This is a genomic window from Streptomyces sp. NBC_00286 (assembly GCF_036173125.1).
Classification (GTDB): domain Bacteria; phylum Actinomycetota; class Actinomycetes; order Streptomycetales; family Streptomycetaceae; genus Streptomyces.
This window is the reverse complement of record NZ_CP108054.1, coordinates 4,439,954-4,456,173: the sequence shown is the minus strand read 5'-3', so window position 1 is coordinate 4,456,173 and position 16,220 is coordinate 4,439,954. Positions and strand designations below refer to the sequence as shown.

General features: G+C 69.3%; 21 protein-coding genes and 1 riboswitch. Of the genes, 10 read left to right on the top strand and 11 right to left on the bottom strand.

Translation table 11 applies throughout. The features are described 5' to 3' along the window. Positions 1 to 179 precede the first annotated feature (179 nt). Positions 180 to 1,574 carry an alpha,alpha-trehalose-phosphate synthase (UDP-forming) gene (locus OHT21_RS20205; protein WP_328769751.1) on the bottom strand — a complete coding sequence of 465 codons (1,395 nt, stop codon included), beginning with the start codon at positions 1,572 to 1,574 and terminating at the stop codon, positions 180 to 182. 189 nt (positions 1,575 to 1,763) lie between these two features. Next, complete coding sequence (locus OHT21_RS20200; protein WP_328769750.1) at positions 1,764 to 2,738, bottom strand: glucosyl-3-phosphoglycerate synthase; 975 nt, start codon at positions 2,736 to 2,738, stop codon at positions 1,764 to 1,766. A 190-nt stretch (positions 2,739 to 2,928) separates the two neighbouring features. Further along, positions 2,929 to 3,086, top strand: a riboswitch (SAM riboswitch). Between the two features lie 18 nt (positions 3,087 to 3,104). Between OHT21_RS20200 and thrC the strand changes: the two genes are divergently transcribed. From thrC to groL, 4 genes are all read left to right on the top strand, one after another. Continuing rightward, positions 3,105 to 4,433 (top strand): threonine synthase, encoded by a 1,329-nt coding sequence (gene thrC / locus OHT21_RS20195; RefSeq protein WP_328769749.1) that lies wholly within the window; start codon positions 3,105 to 3,107, stop codon positions 4,431 to 4,433. A 181-nt stretch (positions 4,434 to 4,614) separates the two neighbouring features. Then, positions 4,615 to 4,890, top strand: a complete 276-nt coding sequence (locus OHT21_RS20190; RefSeq protein WP_033322392.1) for a MoaD/ThiS family protein — start codon at positions 4,615 to 4,617, stop codon at positions 4,888 to 4,890. Between the two features lie 430 nt (positions 4,891 to 5,320). After that, positions 5,321 to 5,524: a cold-shock protein gene (locus OHT21_RS20185; RefSeq protein WP_003986833.1), complete on the top strand. Its 204-nt coding sequence runs from the start codon at positions 5,321 to 5,323 to the stop codon at positions 5,522 to 5,524. 435 nt (positions 5,525 to 5,959) lie between these two features. After that, the gene (gene groL / locus OHT21_RS20180) at positions 5,960 to 7,585 is read left to right on the top strand and encodes a chaperonin GroEL (protein ID WP_328769748.1); all 1,626 of its coding nucleotides are present in this window, start codon (positions 5,960 to 5,962) and stop codon (positions 7,583 to 7,585) included. Between the two features lie 162 nt (positions 7,586 to 7,747). Here the strand turns inward: groL and OHT21_RS20175 are convergent, their stop codons facing one another. The 5 genes from OHT21_RS20175 to OHT21_RS20155 form a co-directional block, all read right to left on the bottom strand. Next, positions 7,748 to 8,017, bottom strand: coding sequence for a hypothetical protein (locus tag OHT21_RS20175; RefSeq protein ID WP_328769747.1), 270 nt, complete (start codon positions 8,015 to 8,017; stop codon positions 7,748 to 7,750). A gap of 17 nt (positions 8,018 to 8,034) precedes the next feature. Further along, positions 8,035 to 8,310 (bottom strand): hypothetical protein, encoded by a 276-nt coding sequence (locus tag OHT21_RS20170; RefSeq protein WP_328769746.1) that lies wholly within the window; start codon positions 8,308 to 8,310, stop codon positions 8,035 to 8,037. 137 nt (positions 8,311 to 8,447) lie between these two features. After that, positions 8,448 to 8,639, bottom strand: coding sequence for a hypothetical protein (locus tag OHT21_RS20165; protein WP_328769745.1), 192 nt, complete (start codon positions 8,637 to 8,639; stop codon positions 8,448 to 8,450). Beyond that, the gene (locus OHT21_RS20160; RefSeq protein ID WP_443050402.1) at positions 8,636 to 9,520 is read right to left on the bottom strand and encodes a hypothetical protein; all 885 of its coding nucleotides are present in this window, start codon (positions 9,518 to 9,520) and stop codon (positions 8,636 to 8,638) included. Before OHT21_RS20160 ends, OHT21_RS20165 begins: the two co-directional genes overlap by 4 nt. Before the next feature lie 405 nt (positions 9,521 to 9,925). After that, positions 9,926 to 10,135, bottom strand: a complete 210-nt coding sequence (locus OHT21_RS20155; protein ID WP_328769744.1) for a Scr1 family TA system antitoxin-like transcriptional regulator — start codon at positions 10,133 to 10,135, stop codon at positions 9,926 to 9,928. Here OHT21_RS20155 and OHT21_RS20150 point away from each other — a divergent pair. The 4 genes from OHT21_RS20150 (at position 10,134) to OHT21_RS20135 (ending at position 11,226) form a co-directional block, all read left to right on the top strand. Continuing rightward, the gene (locus OHT21_RS20150; RefSeq protein ID WP_328769742.1) at positions 10,134 to 10,334 is read left to right on the top strand and encodes a hypothetical protein; all 201 of its coding nucleotides are present in this window, start codon (positions 10,134 to 10,136) and stop codon (positions 10,332 to 10,334) included. The genes OHT21_RS20155 and OHT21_RS20150 overlap by 2 nt on opposite strands. Beyond that, positions 10,331 to 10,540: a hypothetical protein gene (locus OHT21_RS20145; RefSeq protein WP_328774466.1), complete on the top strand. Its 210-nt coding sequence runs from the start codon at positions 10,331 to 10,333 to the stop codon at positions 10,538 to 10,540. Before OHT21_RS20150 ends, OHT21_RS20145 begins: the two co-directional genes overlap by 4 nt. A gap of 81 nt (positions 10,541 to 10,621) precedes the next feature. Beyond that, the gene (locus OHT21_RS20140; protein ID WP_328769741.1) at positions 10,622 to 10,816 is read left to right on the top strand and encodes a type II toxin-antitoxin system VapB family antitoxin; all 195 of its coding nucleotides are present in this window, start codon (positions 10,622 to 10,624) and stop codon (positions 10,814 to 10,816) included. Next, a complete protein-coding gene (locus OHT21_RS20135; RefSeq protein WP_328769740.1) occupies positions 10,807 to 11,226 on the top strand; it encodes a PIN domain nuclease in 420 nt (139 codons plus the stop codon). Before OHT21_RS20140 ends, OHT21_RS20135 begins: the two co-directional genes overlap by 10 nt. A gap of 9 nt (positions 11,227 to 11,235) precedes the next feature. Here the strand turns inward: OHT21_RS20135 and OHT21_RS20130 are convergent, their stop codons facing one another. The 3 genes from OHT21_RS20130 to OHT21_RS20120 form a co-directional block, all read right to left on the bottom strand. Beyond that, positions 11,236 to 11,823 (bottom strand): hypothetical protein, encoded by a 588-nt coding sequence (locus OHT21_RS20130; RefSeq protein WP_328769739.1) that lies wholly within the window; start codon positions 11,821 to 11,823, stop codon positions 11,236 to 11,238. 152 nt (positions 11,824 to 11,975) lie between these two features. Continuing rightward, on the bottom strand, positions 11,976 to 12,929 hold the full coding sequence (gene murQ, locus OHT21_RS20125) for an N-acetylmuramic acid 6-phosphate etherase (RefSeq protein WP_328769738.1): 954 nt from the start codon (positions 12,927 to 12,929) through the stop codon (positions 11,976 to 11,978). Positions 12,930 to 13,122: 193 nt separating this feature from the next. Continuing rightward, on the bottom strand, positions 13,123 to 14,043 hold the full coding sequence (locus tag OHT21_RS20120) for a MurR/RpiR family transcriptional regulator (protein WP_328769737.1): 921 nt from the start codon (positions 14,041 to 14,043) through the stop codon (positions 13,123 to 13,125). A 331-nt stretch (positions 14,044 to 14,374) separates the two neighbouring features. Here OHT21_RS20120 and OHT21_RS20115 point away from each other — a divergent pair, with 331 nt between their 5' ends. Together OHT21_RS20115 and OHT21_RS20110 are read left to right on the top strand one after the other, a co-directional pair. Beyond that, positions 14,375 to 14,833 (top strand): hypothetical protein, encoded by a 459-nt coding sequence (locus tag OHT21_RS20115; protein WP_328769736.1) that lies wholly within the window; start codon positions 14,375 to 14,377, stop codon positions 14,831 to 14,833. Continuing rightward, the gene (locus OHT21_RS20110; protein ID WP_328769735.1) at positions 14,830 to 15,105 is read left to right on the top strand and encodes a DUF4031 domain-containing protein; all 276 of its coding nucleotides are present in this window, start codon (positions 14,830 to 14,832) and stop codon (positions 15,103 to 15,105) included. The genes OHT21_RS20115 and OHT21_RS20110 overlap by 4 nt, the downstream gene beginning before the upstream one ends. A gap of 6 nt (positions 15,106 to 15,111) precedes the next feature. Here the strand turns inward: OHT21_RS20110 and OHT21_RS20105 are convergent, their stop codons facing one another. Further along, positions 15,112 to 16,191 carry a GNAT family N-acetyltransferase gene (locus tag OHT21_RS20105; protein ID WP_328769734.1) on the bottom strand — a complete coding sequence of 360 codons (1,080 nt, stop codon included), beginning with the start codon at positions 16,189 to 16,191 and terminating at the stop codon, positions 15,112 to 15,114. Positions 16,192 to 16,220: the final 29 nt, after the last annotated feature.

Here is a 16,220-nt window from a genome sequence, read left to right as displayed (position 1 = left end):
TGGGGGCCGGAGGCCCTTCATTTAGGGGCGCGGGGCTGTATCAATTTGCGGCTCCGCCGCGATGGGGGTCCCCCCGCTCGAGCGGAGTCGAGAGTGGGGGAGCGACCAGCCACAACGAACCGGCACCCGCCAACCGACATCAAGCCCCGAGCCATTAGGCACCCCGCAAACCAGCGGAGCTAACCCGCGGAGCGAAGCGCTTCAAGCTGGTCCAGAAACCACTGGGCCGGAGGAAGCGCAGTAGCCGAGGCGGCCAGCCGCTTGGTGCGCTCCGCCCGCTCATCACGCGGCATCGTCAGCGCCGAGTGAAGGGCGCGGGCGGTGCCCACAACGTCGTACGGGTTCACCACAATCGCATCCTCGCCCAACTCCTCGTACGCCCCCGCCTCCCGCGAAAGCACCAGCGCGCACCCCTCGTCGGAGACGACCGGCACCTCCTTGGCGACGAGGTTCATCCCGTCGCGGATGGGGTTGACGAGGGCCACGTCGGCCAGCCGGTACGCGGCGAGCGAGCGGGCGAAGTCGTCCTTCAGGTGCAGCACGACCGGGGTCCAACCAGGCGTCCCGTACTGGGAGTTGATCTCGTCCGCGAGCCGTCGCACCTCGGCCATGTAGTCGCGGTACACGGCCAGGTCCTGCCGCGAGGGATACGCGAGTGCCACGTGCACGACCCGCTCACGCCACGACGGCTGGTCCTCGAGGAGCTGCCGGTACGCCAGCAGCCCGCGCACGATGTTCTTGGACAGTTCCGTCCGGTCCACCCGCACGATCGCCTTACGACCCTCGCCGATCTGCTCCCGCAGCGCGACGATCCGCTCGTTCACGTCGGCCTCGTGCGACCGCTTCCGCAGAAAGTCCGCGTCCGCGCCGAGCCCGTGCACGCCGATGCGCGTACCCGACGGAATGGCGGGCCCCAGCACGGCATGGCAGCAGTCGGTGAACGCGTCCGCCCACCGCTGGGTCAGGAACGCCGCCCGGTCGGCGCCGAGGATTCCGTCGAGCAACTGCGCGGCGATGTCGTCGGGCAGCATCCGGAAGTACTCCGGCGGCGCCCACGGCGTATGCGAGAAGTGCCCGATCCGCAGGTCGGGGCGCAGCTCGCGCAGCATGCGGGGGGCCAGCGTCAGGTGGTAGTCCTGCACGAGTACGGCGGCGCCCGGGGCCGCCTCCTCGGCCAGGGCCTCGGCGAAGGCCCGGTTGTACGTCTCGAAGGACGCCCATTGCCTGCGGAATTCGGCGTCGAAGGCCGGCTCCAGTGGCGTCTGGTAGAGCATGTGGTTCACGAACCACAGCACGGAGTTGGCTACGCCGTTGTACGCGTCCTCGTGTACGTCCGCCGGGATGTCCAGCATCCGTACGCCCTCTTCGCCTACGCCGCGGCGTACGGCCTCGCGGTCGCCGTCGCCCAGGGCCGAGCAGACCCACAGCGCGCCGGCCTCCGGGCCGATCGCGGACAGGCCGGAGACCAGGCCGCCGCCGCCGCGCTTGGCTTTGAGCGTGCCGATCTCGTCCAGGGCGTACGAGATCGGGCCCCTGTTGGAGGCGACGAGAATCTGGGCTTGCGTTGATGCCATAGGGCTCAACTTAGCCCAGGGTGGCTTCGCTCAAACGTACGCTTCCGCGCCGCTGGGTTCCGCAGGGTGCCTATTAGCTCGAGGCGGGCTGTCGTGTGGCGGCTGCCGGTGCGTTGTGGCTGGTCGCGCAGTTCCCCGCGCCCCTGAACAGGGGCCTGTCGGCCCTCTGTTCAGGGGCGCGGTCGCTACCTACGCCGCCTTCCGCTCCGCGTACTCCTCGATCTCCGCCATAGGCGGCCGTTCCTCCGTGTCCACCGAATACGTACGCGGTGCGAATCCCGCATCCACCCGCTCGAACTGCGTGATCCGCGGCCGTACGAGATGGCCGCGGGCCAGTCGCAGCTGGGCCGTGCGGTAGATCGCGGCGGCCATGCGGCCGAGGGCCTGGCCGTCCTGGTGGCGGTGTTTGCGGACGCCCACGTCGACCTGGGCGAGGGCGTCGAGGCCCACCAAGTGCAGGGCGTCGATCAGCATGCCCAGCTCGACCCCGTACCCGACCGGGAACGGCAACTGCTCCAGCAGCGAGCGGCGGGCCGCGTACTCGCCGCCGAGCGGCTGTACGAAGCCGGCGAGCTGCGGCCAGTGCATGTTCAGCAGCGGGCGGGCCATGAGTTCCGTAACGCGGCCGCCCTGGCCTGCGGCGGTCCTGCCGGAGGTGGGGTCGCCCGGCAGGTTCAGCGGGCGGTCGTACATCGCCTTGACGAGGTCCACGCCCGGATCGGTGAGCAGCGGGCCGACGATTCCCGAGACGAAGTCCGCGGAGAACTCCTTCAGGTCCGCGTCGATGAAGGCGATGATGTCCCCGCTCGTGACCAGCAGCGAGCGCCACAGGACCTCGCCCTTGCCGGGGACGGCCGGCATCCGCGGGAGTATGTCGTCGCGGTGTACGACGCGGGCGCCCGCGTCGGCGGCGACCTCGGAGGTACGGTCCGTCGAGCCCGAGTCGATCACCACGATCTCGTCGACGAGGGGCACCTTCTTGGTCATCAGCTCGCGGCGGATCACGGCGACGATCTCGCCGACGGTCTCCTCCTCGTTGAGCGCGGGCAGTACGACGCTCACCGTGGAGTTGGCCGCGCGTTTCGCGGCGATGAGCTTCTTCAGCGGGCGGTCGCCAACGGACCAGGAGCGCGTGTTCAGCCAGCGCTCGACGTCTTCCAGCACGTGCGGCTCTCCCTTGCATTGGACCGGGTCGCGAGTGCCCACTGCGGCAGAAGGCTGATGTGACTGTCATCTCGCGGTTCGGACTGGTCTCTCCACGATCCAGGCCTTCGGTTACAGTCTTGAACAACGCTGATGACCATCGCATGTCGCGGGTCGTCCAGCCGACAACCACATACTCACAACCGAATAGCGCTCATCCAGAGGGGCAGAGGGATACGGCCCGTTGAAGCCCCGGCAACCCTCCAGCCGGTCTCGTACCGATCGAAGATGATCGATTCCGCGAGGCTCCCGGCTAGTGAAGGTGCCAAATCCGTCTCACGGCGAGATGCGTCGTGAGGAAGATGAGGAGAAAGGGCCTCGCCTCACATGGCTGCGCAGACAGTTGCAAGCACCACGAACGCTGACACCTCCGCCGACTCGGCGAACTCCACGGCCTCCACGGACTCTGTAGACCTCGGCCCCGCCGCCGCGCTCTCCTGCCGCGAATGCGGGCACCGCGTCCCGCTCGGCCCCGTCTTCGCCTGCGAGGAGTGTTTCGGCCCGCTGGAGATCGCGTACGACTTCTCGGCATACGACACCGAGGAACTCCGTAAGCGCATCGAAGCGGGCCCCGCGAACATCTGGCGGTACGCGCCTCTCCTGCCCGTCCCCGCGGACGTGGCCACGAAGCCGAACATCAACCCCGGCTGGACCAAGCTCGTCAAGGCCGACAACCTCGCGCGCGAACTGGGCGTCGACCCCGGCAAGCTCTTCGTGAAGGACGACTCCGGCAACCCGACGCACTCCTTCAAGGACCGCGTCGTCGCCCAGGCCATCGAGGCCGCCCGTGCCTTCAACTTCACGACCCTCTCCTGCTCCTCCACGGGCAACCTCGCCGGGGCCGTCGGCGCCGCCGCCGCCCGCGCCGGCTTCCGCTCCTGCGTGTTCATCCCGCACGACCTGGAGCAGGGCAAGGTCGTCATGGCCGCGGTCTACGGCGGCGAACTCGTCGGCATCGAGGGCAACTACGACGACGTGAACCGCTTCTGCTCCGAGCTGATCGGCGACCCGGCCGGCGAGGGCTGGGGCTTCGTCAACGTCAACCTGCGCCCGTACTACGCCGAGGGCTCCAAGACCCTCGCGTACGAGATCTGCGAGCAGCTCGGCTGGCAGCTCCCCGACCAGCTGGTGGTGCCCATCGCCTCCGGCTCGCAGCTCACGAAGATCGACAAGGGTCTGCAGGAGCTGATCAAGCTCGGGCTCGTCGAGGACAAGCCGTACAAGATCTTCGGCGCCCAGGCCGAAGGGTGCTCGCCGGTGTCCGTCGCCTACAAGGCGGGCCATGAGGTCGTACGGCCCCAGAAGCCGGACACGATCGCGAAGTCGCTCGCGATCGGTAACCCTGCCGATGGTCCGTACGTGCTGGACATCGCGCGTCGTACCGGGGGTGCCGTCGAGGACGTCAACGACGAGCAGATCGTGGACGCGATCAAGCTGCTGGCGCGGACCGAGGGGATCTTCGCGGAGACCGCCGGTGGTGTGACGGTGGGGGTTGCGCGCAAGCTGATCGAGAACGGTGTGCTGGATCCGGCGCTGACCACGGTCGTCCTGAACACGGGTGACGGTCTGAAGACCCTCGACGCCGTGGCCGGCACGGGTCTTACCGCGACGATCCGGCCCAGCCTCGACTCGTTCCGAGAGGCCGGCCTCGCGTAGCGCTTCGCGGGAAGGGCTGTATTCACGCTGCGGGCCGGTGGGGCTGGTCGCTCCCCCGCTCTCGGCTTCGCTCGAGCGGGGGGACCCCATGAGCGGGGGGACCCCCATCGCGGCGGAGCCGCAAATGTCACCGCCCCGCGCCCCTGAAGGGGCGCTCTACTCGACCGGAGGTCATAACCCCATGAGCGTCAACGTTCGCATCCCCACCATCCTTCGCACCTACACCGGCGGCAAGGCCGAGGTCGCCGCCGAAGGGTCGACCCTCGCCGAGGTCATCGCCGACCTGGAGAAGAACCACACCGGTATCGCGGCGCGCGTCCTGGACGACCAGGGCAAGCTGCGGCGGTTCGTCAACGTGTACGTGAACGATGACGATGTGCGGTTCGAGCAGGGGCTGGAGACGGCGACGCCCGACGGGGCCGGCGTCTCGATCATTCCGGCCGTTGCCGGAGGCTGATCGTTACCTTCGGTAATGCAGGTAACTCAGGGTTCATCGAATTGCCCCCTCCGTGAGTTAAACGGAGGGGGCAATTCTATATGGTTGAGCACGGTACAGTTGGGGAACGTGGTGCTCCTCGGGGCCGAATGCATGTGCATTCCTGATTGGCCCCCGATAAGAAGTAGCCAAAGTGTGCAGGTCTTTTGCGTCATTCGCTCCTTTTATGGAGCCCGACTTGCCCCCCTCTAGGGTGAATTCTCCGTACATTCCGGATCGGCGATGGCCAAGATTTCTCCTCCGACTGACCTGTTGCAGACGGCAGTTGGGCAGATACATTCAGCCGCGGTCGACGCGTTCCGGCGCACACCCCCAACCGTTGGGGGGTGAGGTCTGACCCGGATCCGCGAAGTGCGGATCTGTGCAAGGGCCAGTAATAGGGGAGTTAGGCATGGCTCAGGGCACCGTCAAGTGGTTCAACGCGGAGAAGGGGTACGGCTTCATCGCGGTCGACGGTGGTGCGGATGTATTCGTCCACTACAGCGCGATTCAGATGGACGGCTACCGCACCCTGGAGGAAGGTCAGCGAGTTGAGTTCGAAATCTCGCAGGGCCAGAAGGGGCCGCAGGCGGACATGGTCCGCGTGGCCGGCTGAAGCACGCGCCGACTGATCTGCAGCGACACGTTCTTCTTCCGAAGGGCTCGTACCTCAAGGGGTACGGGCCCTTCGGCATGCCTGCGGGCCCCTCCCGGACACCCCCGGGGCAGGCCTCTCACTCCCCGATAGCCGCTTGCTCCCACCCGCCACCCGACCACCGCCCCTCACGGAGCCCGCTCCGCGGGCGCTGCGTTGAACGGCCACCCGACCACCACCCCTCAACGAGCCCGCTCCGCGGGCGCGCCTTGCACTCGGGGGGGTCGAGTGCTAATCATTGGCGTTAGCACTCTGAAGGTGAGAGTGACAACGAGGACCGGGTCGGTGAGGCCCGCAGGCCAAGTGGGGCAAGGAACCACGGGGCAGGCAGGCCGTCCGTCGCGGGCGCCAGCGCGGTCCGGAGCAATCCACCCCAGTCCGGGAGGACCACTTCACATGGCCAAGATCATCGCGTTCGACGAGGAGGCGCGGCGAGGCCTCGAGCGCGGCATGAACCAGCTCGCGGACGCCGTAAAGGTGACACTCGGCCCCAAGGGCCGCAACGTCGTCCTCGAGAAGAAGTGGGGCGCCCCCACGATCACCAACGACGGTGTCTCCATCGCCAAGGAGATCGAGCTCGAGGACCCGTACGAGAAGATCGGCGCCGAGCTGGTCAAGGAGGTCGCGAAGAAGACGGACGACGTCGCCGGTGACGGCACGACGACCGCGACCGTCCTGGCCCAGGCGCTGGTCAAGGAAGGCCTCCGCAACGTCGCCGCCGGTGCCAACCCCATGGCTCTGAAGCGCGGTATCGAGAAGGCCGTCGAGGCGGTCTCCGGTGCCCTGCTCGACCAGGCCAAGGACGTGGAGACCAAGGAGCAGATCGCTTCGACCGCCTCCATCTCCGCCGCCGACACCCAGATCGGCGAGCTCATCGCCGAGGCCATGGACAAGGTCGGCAAGGAAGGCGTCATCACCGTCGAGGAGTCCCAGACCTTCGGTCTGGAGCTGGAGCTCACCGAGGGTATGCGCTTCGACAAGGGCTACATCTCGGCGTACTTCGCCACCGACATGGAGCGTATGGAGGCCGTCCTCGACGACCCGTACATCCTTATCGCCAACTCGAAGATTTCCGCGGTCAAGGACCTGCTGCCGCTCCTCGAGAAGGTCATGCAGTCCGGCAAGCCGCTGCTGATCATCGCCGAGGACGTCGAGGGCGAGGCCCTGTCGACCCTGGTCGTCAACAAGATCCGCGGCACCTTCAAGTCCGTCGCCGTCAAGGCTCCGGGCTTCGGTGACCGCCGTAAGGCCATGCTCGGCGACATCGCCATCCTCACGGGCGGCGAGGTCATCTCCGAGGAGGTCGGCCTCAAGCTGGAGAACGCGACCCTGGACCTCCTGGGCCGCGCCCGCAAGGTCGTCATCACCAAGGACGAGACCACGATCGTCGACGGTGCCGGCGACACCGAGCAGGTCGGCGGCCGGGTCAACCAGATCCGCGCCGAGATCGAGAACTCCGACTCGGACTACGACCGCGAGAAGCTCCAGGAGCGCCTGGCGAAGCTGGCCGGCGGCGTGGCCGTCATCAAGGCCGGTGCCGCCACCGAGGTCGAGCTCAAGGAGCGCAAGCACCGTATCGAGGACGCCGTTCGCAACGCGAAGGCCGCCGTCGAGGAGGGCATCGTCGCCGGTGGTGGCGTGGCCCTGCTCCAGGCCGCCACGGTCTTCGAGAAGCTGGAGCTCGAGGGTGACGAGGCGACCGGCGCCAACGCCGTGAAGCTCGCCCTGGAGGCCCCGCTCAAGCAGATCGCCGTCAACGGTGGTCTCGAGGGTGGCGTCGTCGTGGAGAAGGTCCGCAACCTTCAGGTCGGCCACGGTCTGAACGCCGCGACCGGCGAGTACGTCGACATGATCGCCGAGGGCATCATCGACCCGGCGAAGGTCACGCGTTCCGCCCTGCAGAACGCCGCGTCCATCGCCGCGCTGTTCCTCACCACCGAGGCCGTCATCGCCGACAAGCCGGAGAAGGCGGGCGCCGCCCCGGCCGGCGGCGGCATGCCAGGCGGTGACATGGACTTCTGATCCGGTTCTTCCACCGGGTCGGACCCTCCCCCAAGCTCTCGGCTTCGTTCGAGAAGGGGGGACCCCCAGTCCAGTACCGAGGGCGGCATCCCTGTTCGTGGGGGTGCCGCCCTCGGGCGTGCCTGGATCACAGTGGGCATTTGGTTGTGGAAATGGCCGACTTCAGACCATGGGCCCACTGTCGAGGACTCCGACGACGTGCACTTCCCTCCGATCCGGGTGCGGCAGGTAGGTGACAGTGAGGCCGATGTCCCGCCACATCGTGACGTACGCGCCTCTGGCGAGGCGTCCTGGCGGAGGCCACCCTGTGTCGATCGCCTGGCCGGCGTCGGTGGCGAGATCGAGGAACCGTTTGATGGCGACCGCGTGACGTTCGGGATCACGCCCCCGAAGCTGTTCGAGGCTTTCGTCCGCATGCTGCCCGAAGAACAAGATCTACTTCGGTGGGGTCACGGTGCTTCGGCCCTCTTCGCAATGTCGTCGAGCGAGACAAGGTTGCGCCCGGCTTCCGAGTCGGCGAGACGGTCATCCCAGTCCGGGGTCATGGCAACGGCCCACCACGCGTCGATGATGTCTTCCCGCTCCTGGCTTGTCGCGGCCTGCCCGAAAGCGGTTCGGAACTCCATGCGGGCTGAAGCCGAGGGCAGGGCAGCCATGATGCCGTCGACGGTACGTGGTACCTGGAGAGGCGCCGACGGTACCGGCTCTGCAGGCTGTGCGGTCATGCGGATCTCCTCGGATCGGTCTCCAGGTACGCCACGGTACCGGGCGGCAAGACGTGGAGAGGAGGGGTCGTATGCCCCTGCGGAGCAGACCGGGGCTCTCCGGTACGTGGCCGGATGCTCCCACGCAACGGCGTGGGTCATGACGCTGCCTCGCCGCGCTCCTCGGCCTCCAGCCGCGCCATGAAGGCGTCATGGGTGAGCGCCGGTCCTGTGGGGGAGGCCTCGCGCTCCCGAGCCTGCGCGATGTCCGCCTCGTCGTGCAGTCGCTGCAGTTCTTCGAGTTCGCCGGGAGAGCTATGCGCATCTGCGACTGCGTGCTTTGGGTTCATGTGGTGGTCCTTTCGCGGGAGCGGCACGCCGCGCGGAGTTCGGCGACGCGGGCGTGGACCGCTGAGGGTGACAAGGGCGTGGCGGGGCGGGTGGGCTCGGCCTCGCCCCGGCACGGGCCGCAAACGCCGCCCGGCAGGGCCTCCGGGCGGCCCGGGGCGCCGCACTTCGCGCACTCCAGTACGCGAAGGGGTGGGCGGGTGGCGGCCGGTGCGGGCTCGGGTGGGAGCTTGCTGGTCAGGCGGTTGCGGACGAGGGCGGCCGGGCTGTGGACCGGGGTCGGGAGGCCTGCGGTCAGGGCCTGGAGTACGTGCTCGTCGGTGGCGCCCCTCGCGAACCACTCCGTGAGCAGCGGGGCGAGGTCTGCGCAGGCCTTGGCCGACAGGGACAGGGCCGGGGTCGCACGGCCGAGGGCCGCGAGGAGGATGTACGCGCGAGAGCGGGTGGGGCCGCCCTGCCTGTCAGGGGGTTCCGGTGACTCCTTCGGTACGTCCCCCCGCGTGAACGCCGCCCACCAGTCGTCGTCCCGTGCCGTCCGTGAGAACCACGTTCGGGTGATCCAGCGTGGGCTTCCCGAGTCGGCCAGGTGTTCGCGGCCCCGGCGCAAGTGGCCTGTCCGCTGAAGGTTGTTGAGGGCCGTGCGGAGGGCGCACTGGCCGTACGGGAGCGTCTTGGCCAGCGTCTTTACGGAGATGTCGGCGCCGGTCGGGAGCCGGTCGATGTACGCGGCGACGGCTGCTTCGCGGGGCGGGAGGTGGGCGAAGTCGTGAGCCGTGCGGGGGAGTTGGTCCGGGGCGCTGCGTTTTCCGTAACCCGGGTTGGCCATCGGGTGCGGGGAGGCGTGCGCGGGCAGGAAGGTGCCACTAAGGTTGGCTTCAGCCATGGGATCGAGTCGCTTTCGATCTCGTAGGTCAGGCCCCCGCAGGTGTTTGCCGCACCTAGCGGGGGTTGTTCGTTATGCGGGCACGCTAAGCCCATGTGACTGTCCGTGGCAAGTCGGTCGCGTCAGGTCAACTCGCGGGGAGGGTGGGCGGGTTGAAGCCCGCCTCCCAATCCTCAGAAGCAGGGCTCGGAGCTCGACGCTTGAGCTTCGGGCAGGCTGCGGGCCGGTGGCTCGATGAACCGGTGGGTGGGCGTGCCTTGGGCCGGGCGGTCGCTGCGGACGGCCCCGGCTCAGCTCTCGCCAGCCCTCACTCGTCTTGATCGCTTCGGAGTTGCACCGGTGCGTCCAGTCGCCCCGCGCCTCAGTGCCGATCGCGGGAAAATGTGACACTCGACCCCGGAAGTGTCACATTTCTGCATCCCACCTACCCCGCCCACCGGCTGTCTGCCATTGAGCCGACCTGTCGTGCGGGCGAGGCGTGACGAGGAGGTTGAACATCAGCGTGTGGCGGGCGACCGTGGCGGGGTCGTCCAGCAGCTTGCCCATGTCCGGTGCTTCCACGAAGGAGAGCGGGGGCGCGTCGTCGAACTCCATGAGTTTCAGGGGGCCGTCCATGGAGTGGCTGCGGGAGGCCGAGGAGATCGTGGGCCGACTGCGGGACGAGCTGAGCGAGTTGGGCGTCGTGTTGCCGTCCCTCCGTGTGGACCCGGTGACGGCCGCGACCAGGGAGCCGTACCCGCTCGTCGAACTCGGCCGCTGCAACCTGAACACAGCGAAGCGACTGGCCGACGCGTTGCACGAGGCCCGCCAGTGAGCACGGAGAACGGGAAGTACGCCATCGACGTACGGGACGGGCGGCTCGGCCAGGTGATGGGGCGCGAGGGCGGCTACGTACAGCTGCGGCCGGTGAGTGGCGGGCGGGAGTGGGACTGCCCGCCGGAGGCCTTGGGGGAGGCGGATCCGGGGGAGGTGTTGCGGGCGCGGGTGCGGCGGATCAACTGGGAAGGGCGGTTGCCCTGAGTTGGTTTCCGTGCCCAAGTCGGGTAAGTCGGTGCAAACATGATCGGAGAGTCGCATGCCCGGAGGTGCCTGTTGCAGATCATGATCGACATCGATGACGTACTCGTCGCTGAAGCCGCCGAGATACTGGGCACGACGACCGAGCGGGCCACGGTCAACGCGGCGCCGGCCGAACTCGTGGCGGTGGCCAAGCGGCGGCGGTTCATGGAGATGCTGGACGAGGGGATCTTTGACGACCTCGCCGACCCGGAAGTGATGGCGGGCGCGTGGCGGTAGCGAAATACCTGGTCGACAAGAGCGTATGGGCCCGGGCCAAGCAACCCGCGGTCCGGGCTGTCCTCGGGCCCCTTGTCGACAGAGGGCTCGTCGCCACATGCGCTGTGGTCGACCTGGAGATTCTGTACAGCGCCCGAGATGCCGAGAGCCACGCCGAGGGGCGCTCGGTCCGTCAAGGGTTCGAGTTGCTGCCGCTGACCGATGACATCGGTCAGCGTGCCACTGAGGTCCAGGCACTGCTGGCAGAAAAGGGACACCATACGTGTGCCTCTGTTCAGGACTTACTGATCGCCGCTACGGCCGAGCGGCACGGCGTGACCGTGATGCACTACGACGCGGACTTCGACGCCATTGCCCAGATCACGGGGCAACCCACCGAGTGGGTCGTGGAGCGCGGCTCCGTGCCGTAAGCCGCGCGGCTACAGGTTGCCCATCGGTTCGATGTCGATCTTGCGGGGTTCGCCCCAGATGCGTAGGACCTCGTAGTCGGTGAACTCGTGGACCAGGCGGTAGGCCATGCCGGGGTGGGGGCTGCGTCGCTGGGCGGCGAGGAACAGCTCGGCTTCCTGTTTGTCGCGGCGGGGGGTGCCGCAGAGTTGCCAGACCTGGCCGGTCCACATCTCGGGGAGCCAGCGCTGCTGGGGCTGGGGACGGTCGCCCCGTACGCCGTAACGGGACTTCGTGCGCTCGAGCGTCTCGTCCGGGGCGGTCGTACGGCCCTGGGTGAACGAGTCGTTGACCTTCGAGCGGCGGGCGATTCTGCGGCGGGTCTCGCAGAGCAGGCAGAGGTCGGGGGCGTCCTCGTCGACCGGGCCTGTGGGGTGCTCGGCGCAGCGCGTGGTGGGGGCCGCCGTGGTGACCGTGTCCTCCAGGAGGTCCAGCGCCCGCTTCAGGTCCGCCTTGACCTCGTGCAGCTTCGCGTCGGGTGTGTCCGCACCCAGGGCCTCGCCGTGCTCGCCGAGCAGCCGCAGGGCGCGGCCCAGGGCGGTCAGCTGTGCGTGGTTCATGGTTGGTCGTCCCCTCCCGGGAGCCTTGCTGCCGACGTCCCCAAGAATCACATGCGCCACTGACAGTCCGCCCCGGAAGCCCGGACTCGAGCGGGACTGTCGCCCCCGGGAGTCGGCTCGGGCCGCTGCTCGGAGCGCTCCTCGGGTCCTGCTCAGCCGCTCGCCAGGGCCGCCTGCAGAGCGGCCCGGAGGTGACCGTTCGCCTCGGTGAGCAGGCGGGCGGCGGTCGTGGCGTCGACGTCGGCGAGGATGACGAGGATCGCGTTCTTCGTCTCGCCGTCGGCCGCGCTCAGGGCCGCCTCGATCTGGTCGTCCGGCGCCCCCGTGGCCAGCGCGACGATACGGCGCGAACGGGCCCGGAGCTTGTCGTTCGAGGCCCGTACGTCGACCATCAGGTTCCCGTACGTCTTGCCCAGGCGGATCATCGTGATCGTAGAGAGCATGTTGAGGACCAGCTTCTGGGCCGTGCCCGCCTTCAGGCGCGTCGAGCCGGTCAGCAGCTCGGGGCCCACGACGACCTCGATGCCGTGGTCGGCCGCTGCCGCGAGTGCGCTGTCCGCGTTGCAGGACAGGCCGACGGTCAGGGCGCCGAGGGCGCGCGCGTGTTCCACCGCGCCGATCGCGTACGGCGTCCGGCCCGAGGCCGAGACACCGACCACCGTGTCCGCGGCGGTGATGCCCAGCGCGTCCAGGTCCTCGGCCGCCAGCTCCTTGGAGTCCTCGGCGCCCTCGATCGAGTTGACCGTGGCGTCCGGGCCGCCTGCGATCAGGCCGACGACCTCGGAGGGATCCGTGTTGAACGTGGGCGGGCACTCGGACGCGTCGAGCACGCCGAGCCGGCCCGCAGTGCCCGCGCCCGCGTAGACCAGACGTCCGCCGTGCGCCATACGGTCCGCGATGGCGTCGATCGCGGCGGCGATCCGCGGGAGCTGCGCGGCGACGGCGGTGGGTACGGTCGCGTCCTCCCCGTTCATGATCTTCGCGATCTCAAGGGTGGGCAGTTGGTCGATCCGAGCGAGCTCGGGACGGAACGCCTCGGTGGTCAGGGTCTCCAACTCGTCCCGTACATCACGGAAGGGGGAGGAGGCGTCGGCGGGGGAGGTCATGTGGGGCGGCTCTTTCCGGGGGTGGTTCCGGGGCTTGCTATCTGATTCTCCGGTGCAGGGGAGCGCCCCTAAGGGGCGCGGGGCTGTATCGATTTGCGGCTCCGCCGCGATGGGGGTCCCCCCCGCTCGAGCGCAGCCGAGAGTGGGGGAGCGACCAGCCACGTACGGCCCGCAGCGTACAGACGGCCTGTGGCTACCGCGCCCCCCGCGGAGCGTGCCGGTGCGCCAGCGCCTCGTAAGACGCGGACAGCGCCGGCGCCGCCGTCTCGTACGTCCGCTGGGCCACCCCTATGAACAGGCAGTCCACCACCAGCAGTTGGCTCGTACGGGACGACATGGCGGCCGGCCGCAACTCGCTCTCGCGGGCCGTCGACGTGGTGAGCACGTGGTCGGCGTACTGCGAGACCGGGCCATCCGGTCGGCCGGTGATCGCGACCGTCGTGGCGCCCCGCTCGAAGGCGACCCGTAGCGGCTCGATGACGTCGCCGGTCGAACCGGAGTGCGTGATCGCTATAGCCACGTCCTTGGCGCGCAGCTGCACGGCGTTGGTGACCGCGAGGTGCGGGTCGCTGAACGCGTGGGCTATGAGCCCGATCCGCAGGAGCTTCTGGTGGAGGTCCTGGGCGACCAGGCCGGAGGCGCCGACGCCGTAGACGTCGATACGGCCGGCTGCCGCGAGCGCGGAGACGGCCGCGCCGAGCTGGACCGTGTCCAGGCCGGCCGCGGTGTCGGCGAGGGTCTGCTGCTCGTCGTACGCCAGTTTCGCCACGACGTCCGCGATCGGGTCGTCGACCGCGATGTCGGCCGTGACGGCGGGCGCACGGCCCGACTGCTGGTGGGCGGCGAGGCCGGCGAGGGCCAGGCGCAGGTCGCGGTAGCCGGGGTAGCCGAGGAGGCGGGCGGTGCGGACGACCGTGGCCTCGCTGGTGCCGGTTCGCTCCGCGAGGCCGGTGACCGTGAGGGCCGCGCAGCCTGCGGGGTCGCCGGCCACGGTCTCGGCGACCCGCTGCATGGAGCGGGTCATCGACGGGGCGAGGGTCCGGACCTTGGCGGCGAGGGCCGCCGGGGCGGGCGGCGCCTCGCCTGCGAAAATTTCCTTCACGTTGGGGGTCACCTTTGAAAGGTATTTTCGGCGGACGGGAGGGTCAAGGGGTGGCTCGGAGGGGTTCTCGTCTGCGGGTCCGTCGTGGCTGGTCCCTCCCCCACTCTCGGCTGCGCTCGAGCGGGGGGACCCCCATCGCGGCGGAGCCGCATATCGACACAGCCCCGCGCCCCCTTACGGGGGCGCAGTTCTGACGGCCGCGTGCCTGACGGCCGCGTGCCTGACGGCCGCGTGCCTGACGGCCGCGTGCCTGACGGCCGCGTGCCTGACGGCCGCGCCGTCCTCACGCCCGCGCCGTCCTCACGGCGCGCTGCCGCTTGGGCCGTAGGCGCACAATGGGCGTATGGAACAGCCCGAACCGCCCGAACAGCCCGCTTTCCCACACCCCATCAGCCCCCTGGAACAGGCGCTGCACGCCGCCCGTGCGCTCGTGATCGCCGATCTCGTCGCGGGCGATGTCGCCGAGGCCGATGTCGTCTCCCTCGTCGAGGCGTCGGTGGTGCAGCGGCGATGGTGGGTGGAGCAGTGGCCGGAGGGGGTGGAGTACGTGGCGGGGCTGGTCGCCCAGGACGTGCAGGACGCGTTGCTCGAGCGGTACGGGCGCTGGCCGCTGTGCCCCGTCTGCGGCGCCGGTGACCCCCACGCCCTCGATGTCGAACCGGAACTCGGGGCCGATCCGCACTGGGTGTGCCACAAGGCGGGCGTGAAGGTCTCGGCGGTGGGCTCGCTCGGCTCGGCGACGGGAGGGCCCGGCGGCGGTCCCGGTGGCTCTGGCGGTTCCGGCGGAGCGGCCTCCTCGTGACGGTCTACATCGATCCGCCCGTCTGGCCGGGCCACGGGCACCTCTGGTCGCATCTGATCAGCGACGTGTCGTTCGACGAACTGCACCTGTTCGCCGCGGAGTTGGGCGTCCCGGGCCGGGCCTTCGAGCGGGATCACTACGACATTCCGTCGCATCGTTACGCGGAATGCGTGCGCGCCGGAGCGGTCGAGGTCAGCAGCCGCGAGGTGGTGCGGCTGCTCCACGAGTCGGGGCTGCGCAGACCCAAGGGACGTACGCAGCCACGTACGTAGGGCCCCTCAGGTCAGCTCGCCGGCGCGCAACTCGTATACGTACTCCTCCTCGTCCTCCCGCACCCGCGTGAAGCCCGCACGCGACACCACGCCCTGGGAAGGGGTGTTGGCGCGGTCGACCTTCGCGCACAGCAGCTTCACGTCGTCGCGTGCCAGCGCCCAGGCGGACAGCGCGCGCAGCGCCTCCGTGGCGTAGCCGTTGCCGCGGGCCGGTTCCGACAGGTCGTAGCCGACCTCGACGCGGCCCTCGTCGTCGGGGACGCCGTGGAAACCCATGCCTCCGATGGCGAGGCCGTCCGACCTGCGCACCAGGACGAACACGCCCCACTCCGGGCGATGTCTCCCCCTCTCGTACGCCTTCACGACCAGCCCGGAGGACACGTCCGTACCCCCTTGAGGCTTGCCCTCGATCCACTCGAAGCCGCCCGTGCCGCCGATGCGCAGATCGGTGGCGGCAGCGGGCGTGACCCCTTGCAGGGTGAGCCGCTCGGTGGGGATGACGAGGTTGTTCATCCAGCGCCACTCGGTGACCGGCGCGCGGCCGGGCAGCTCGCCGCGGCCGGTGGCCCACAGGAGGGTGCGCCAGTGGTCGGGTCCTGGCTGGACGTGCGGGAAGATCCGGGTGAGTACGTCCTCGCAGAGCTGGGCCGGGGGCTCGTACGCGATGCCCAGTCCTTCGGCGATGTCATGCGTGTGCAGGAGCACCTCGGCGATGCCCATCGCGGCGAAGCCCTCGCGGTTCGCGCTGCGGAAGGGGTACGGGTGGAAGCCCCGCGCCTCGCGCGGCGCGGTGCGGACGGCTGCGGCGAGCAGGGCGCCGGTCGCCTCGATGACCTCCAGGAGGTCGTCGGGGCCCTCGCACAGGGCGCAGTCGATGCGGAACGGTACGTACCGGTCGGTGGGGCGGCCCGCTATCTGGCCCGCGTACGCGATGAGATCCGACGCGATGTGCTCCGCTGTTCTGCGGCAACTCCAGTCGAGGCGGCCTGCCTTGACGCTCCAGTCCCGCTCGCCGGCCGCTGTCCGCAGCGCCGCCACGGCACCCGCGACGGCTTCCTGTATCTGATCCCCGCCCATGTCTCGCATGGGGGCGACGATAGGTGGTCAGTTCGCGG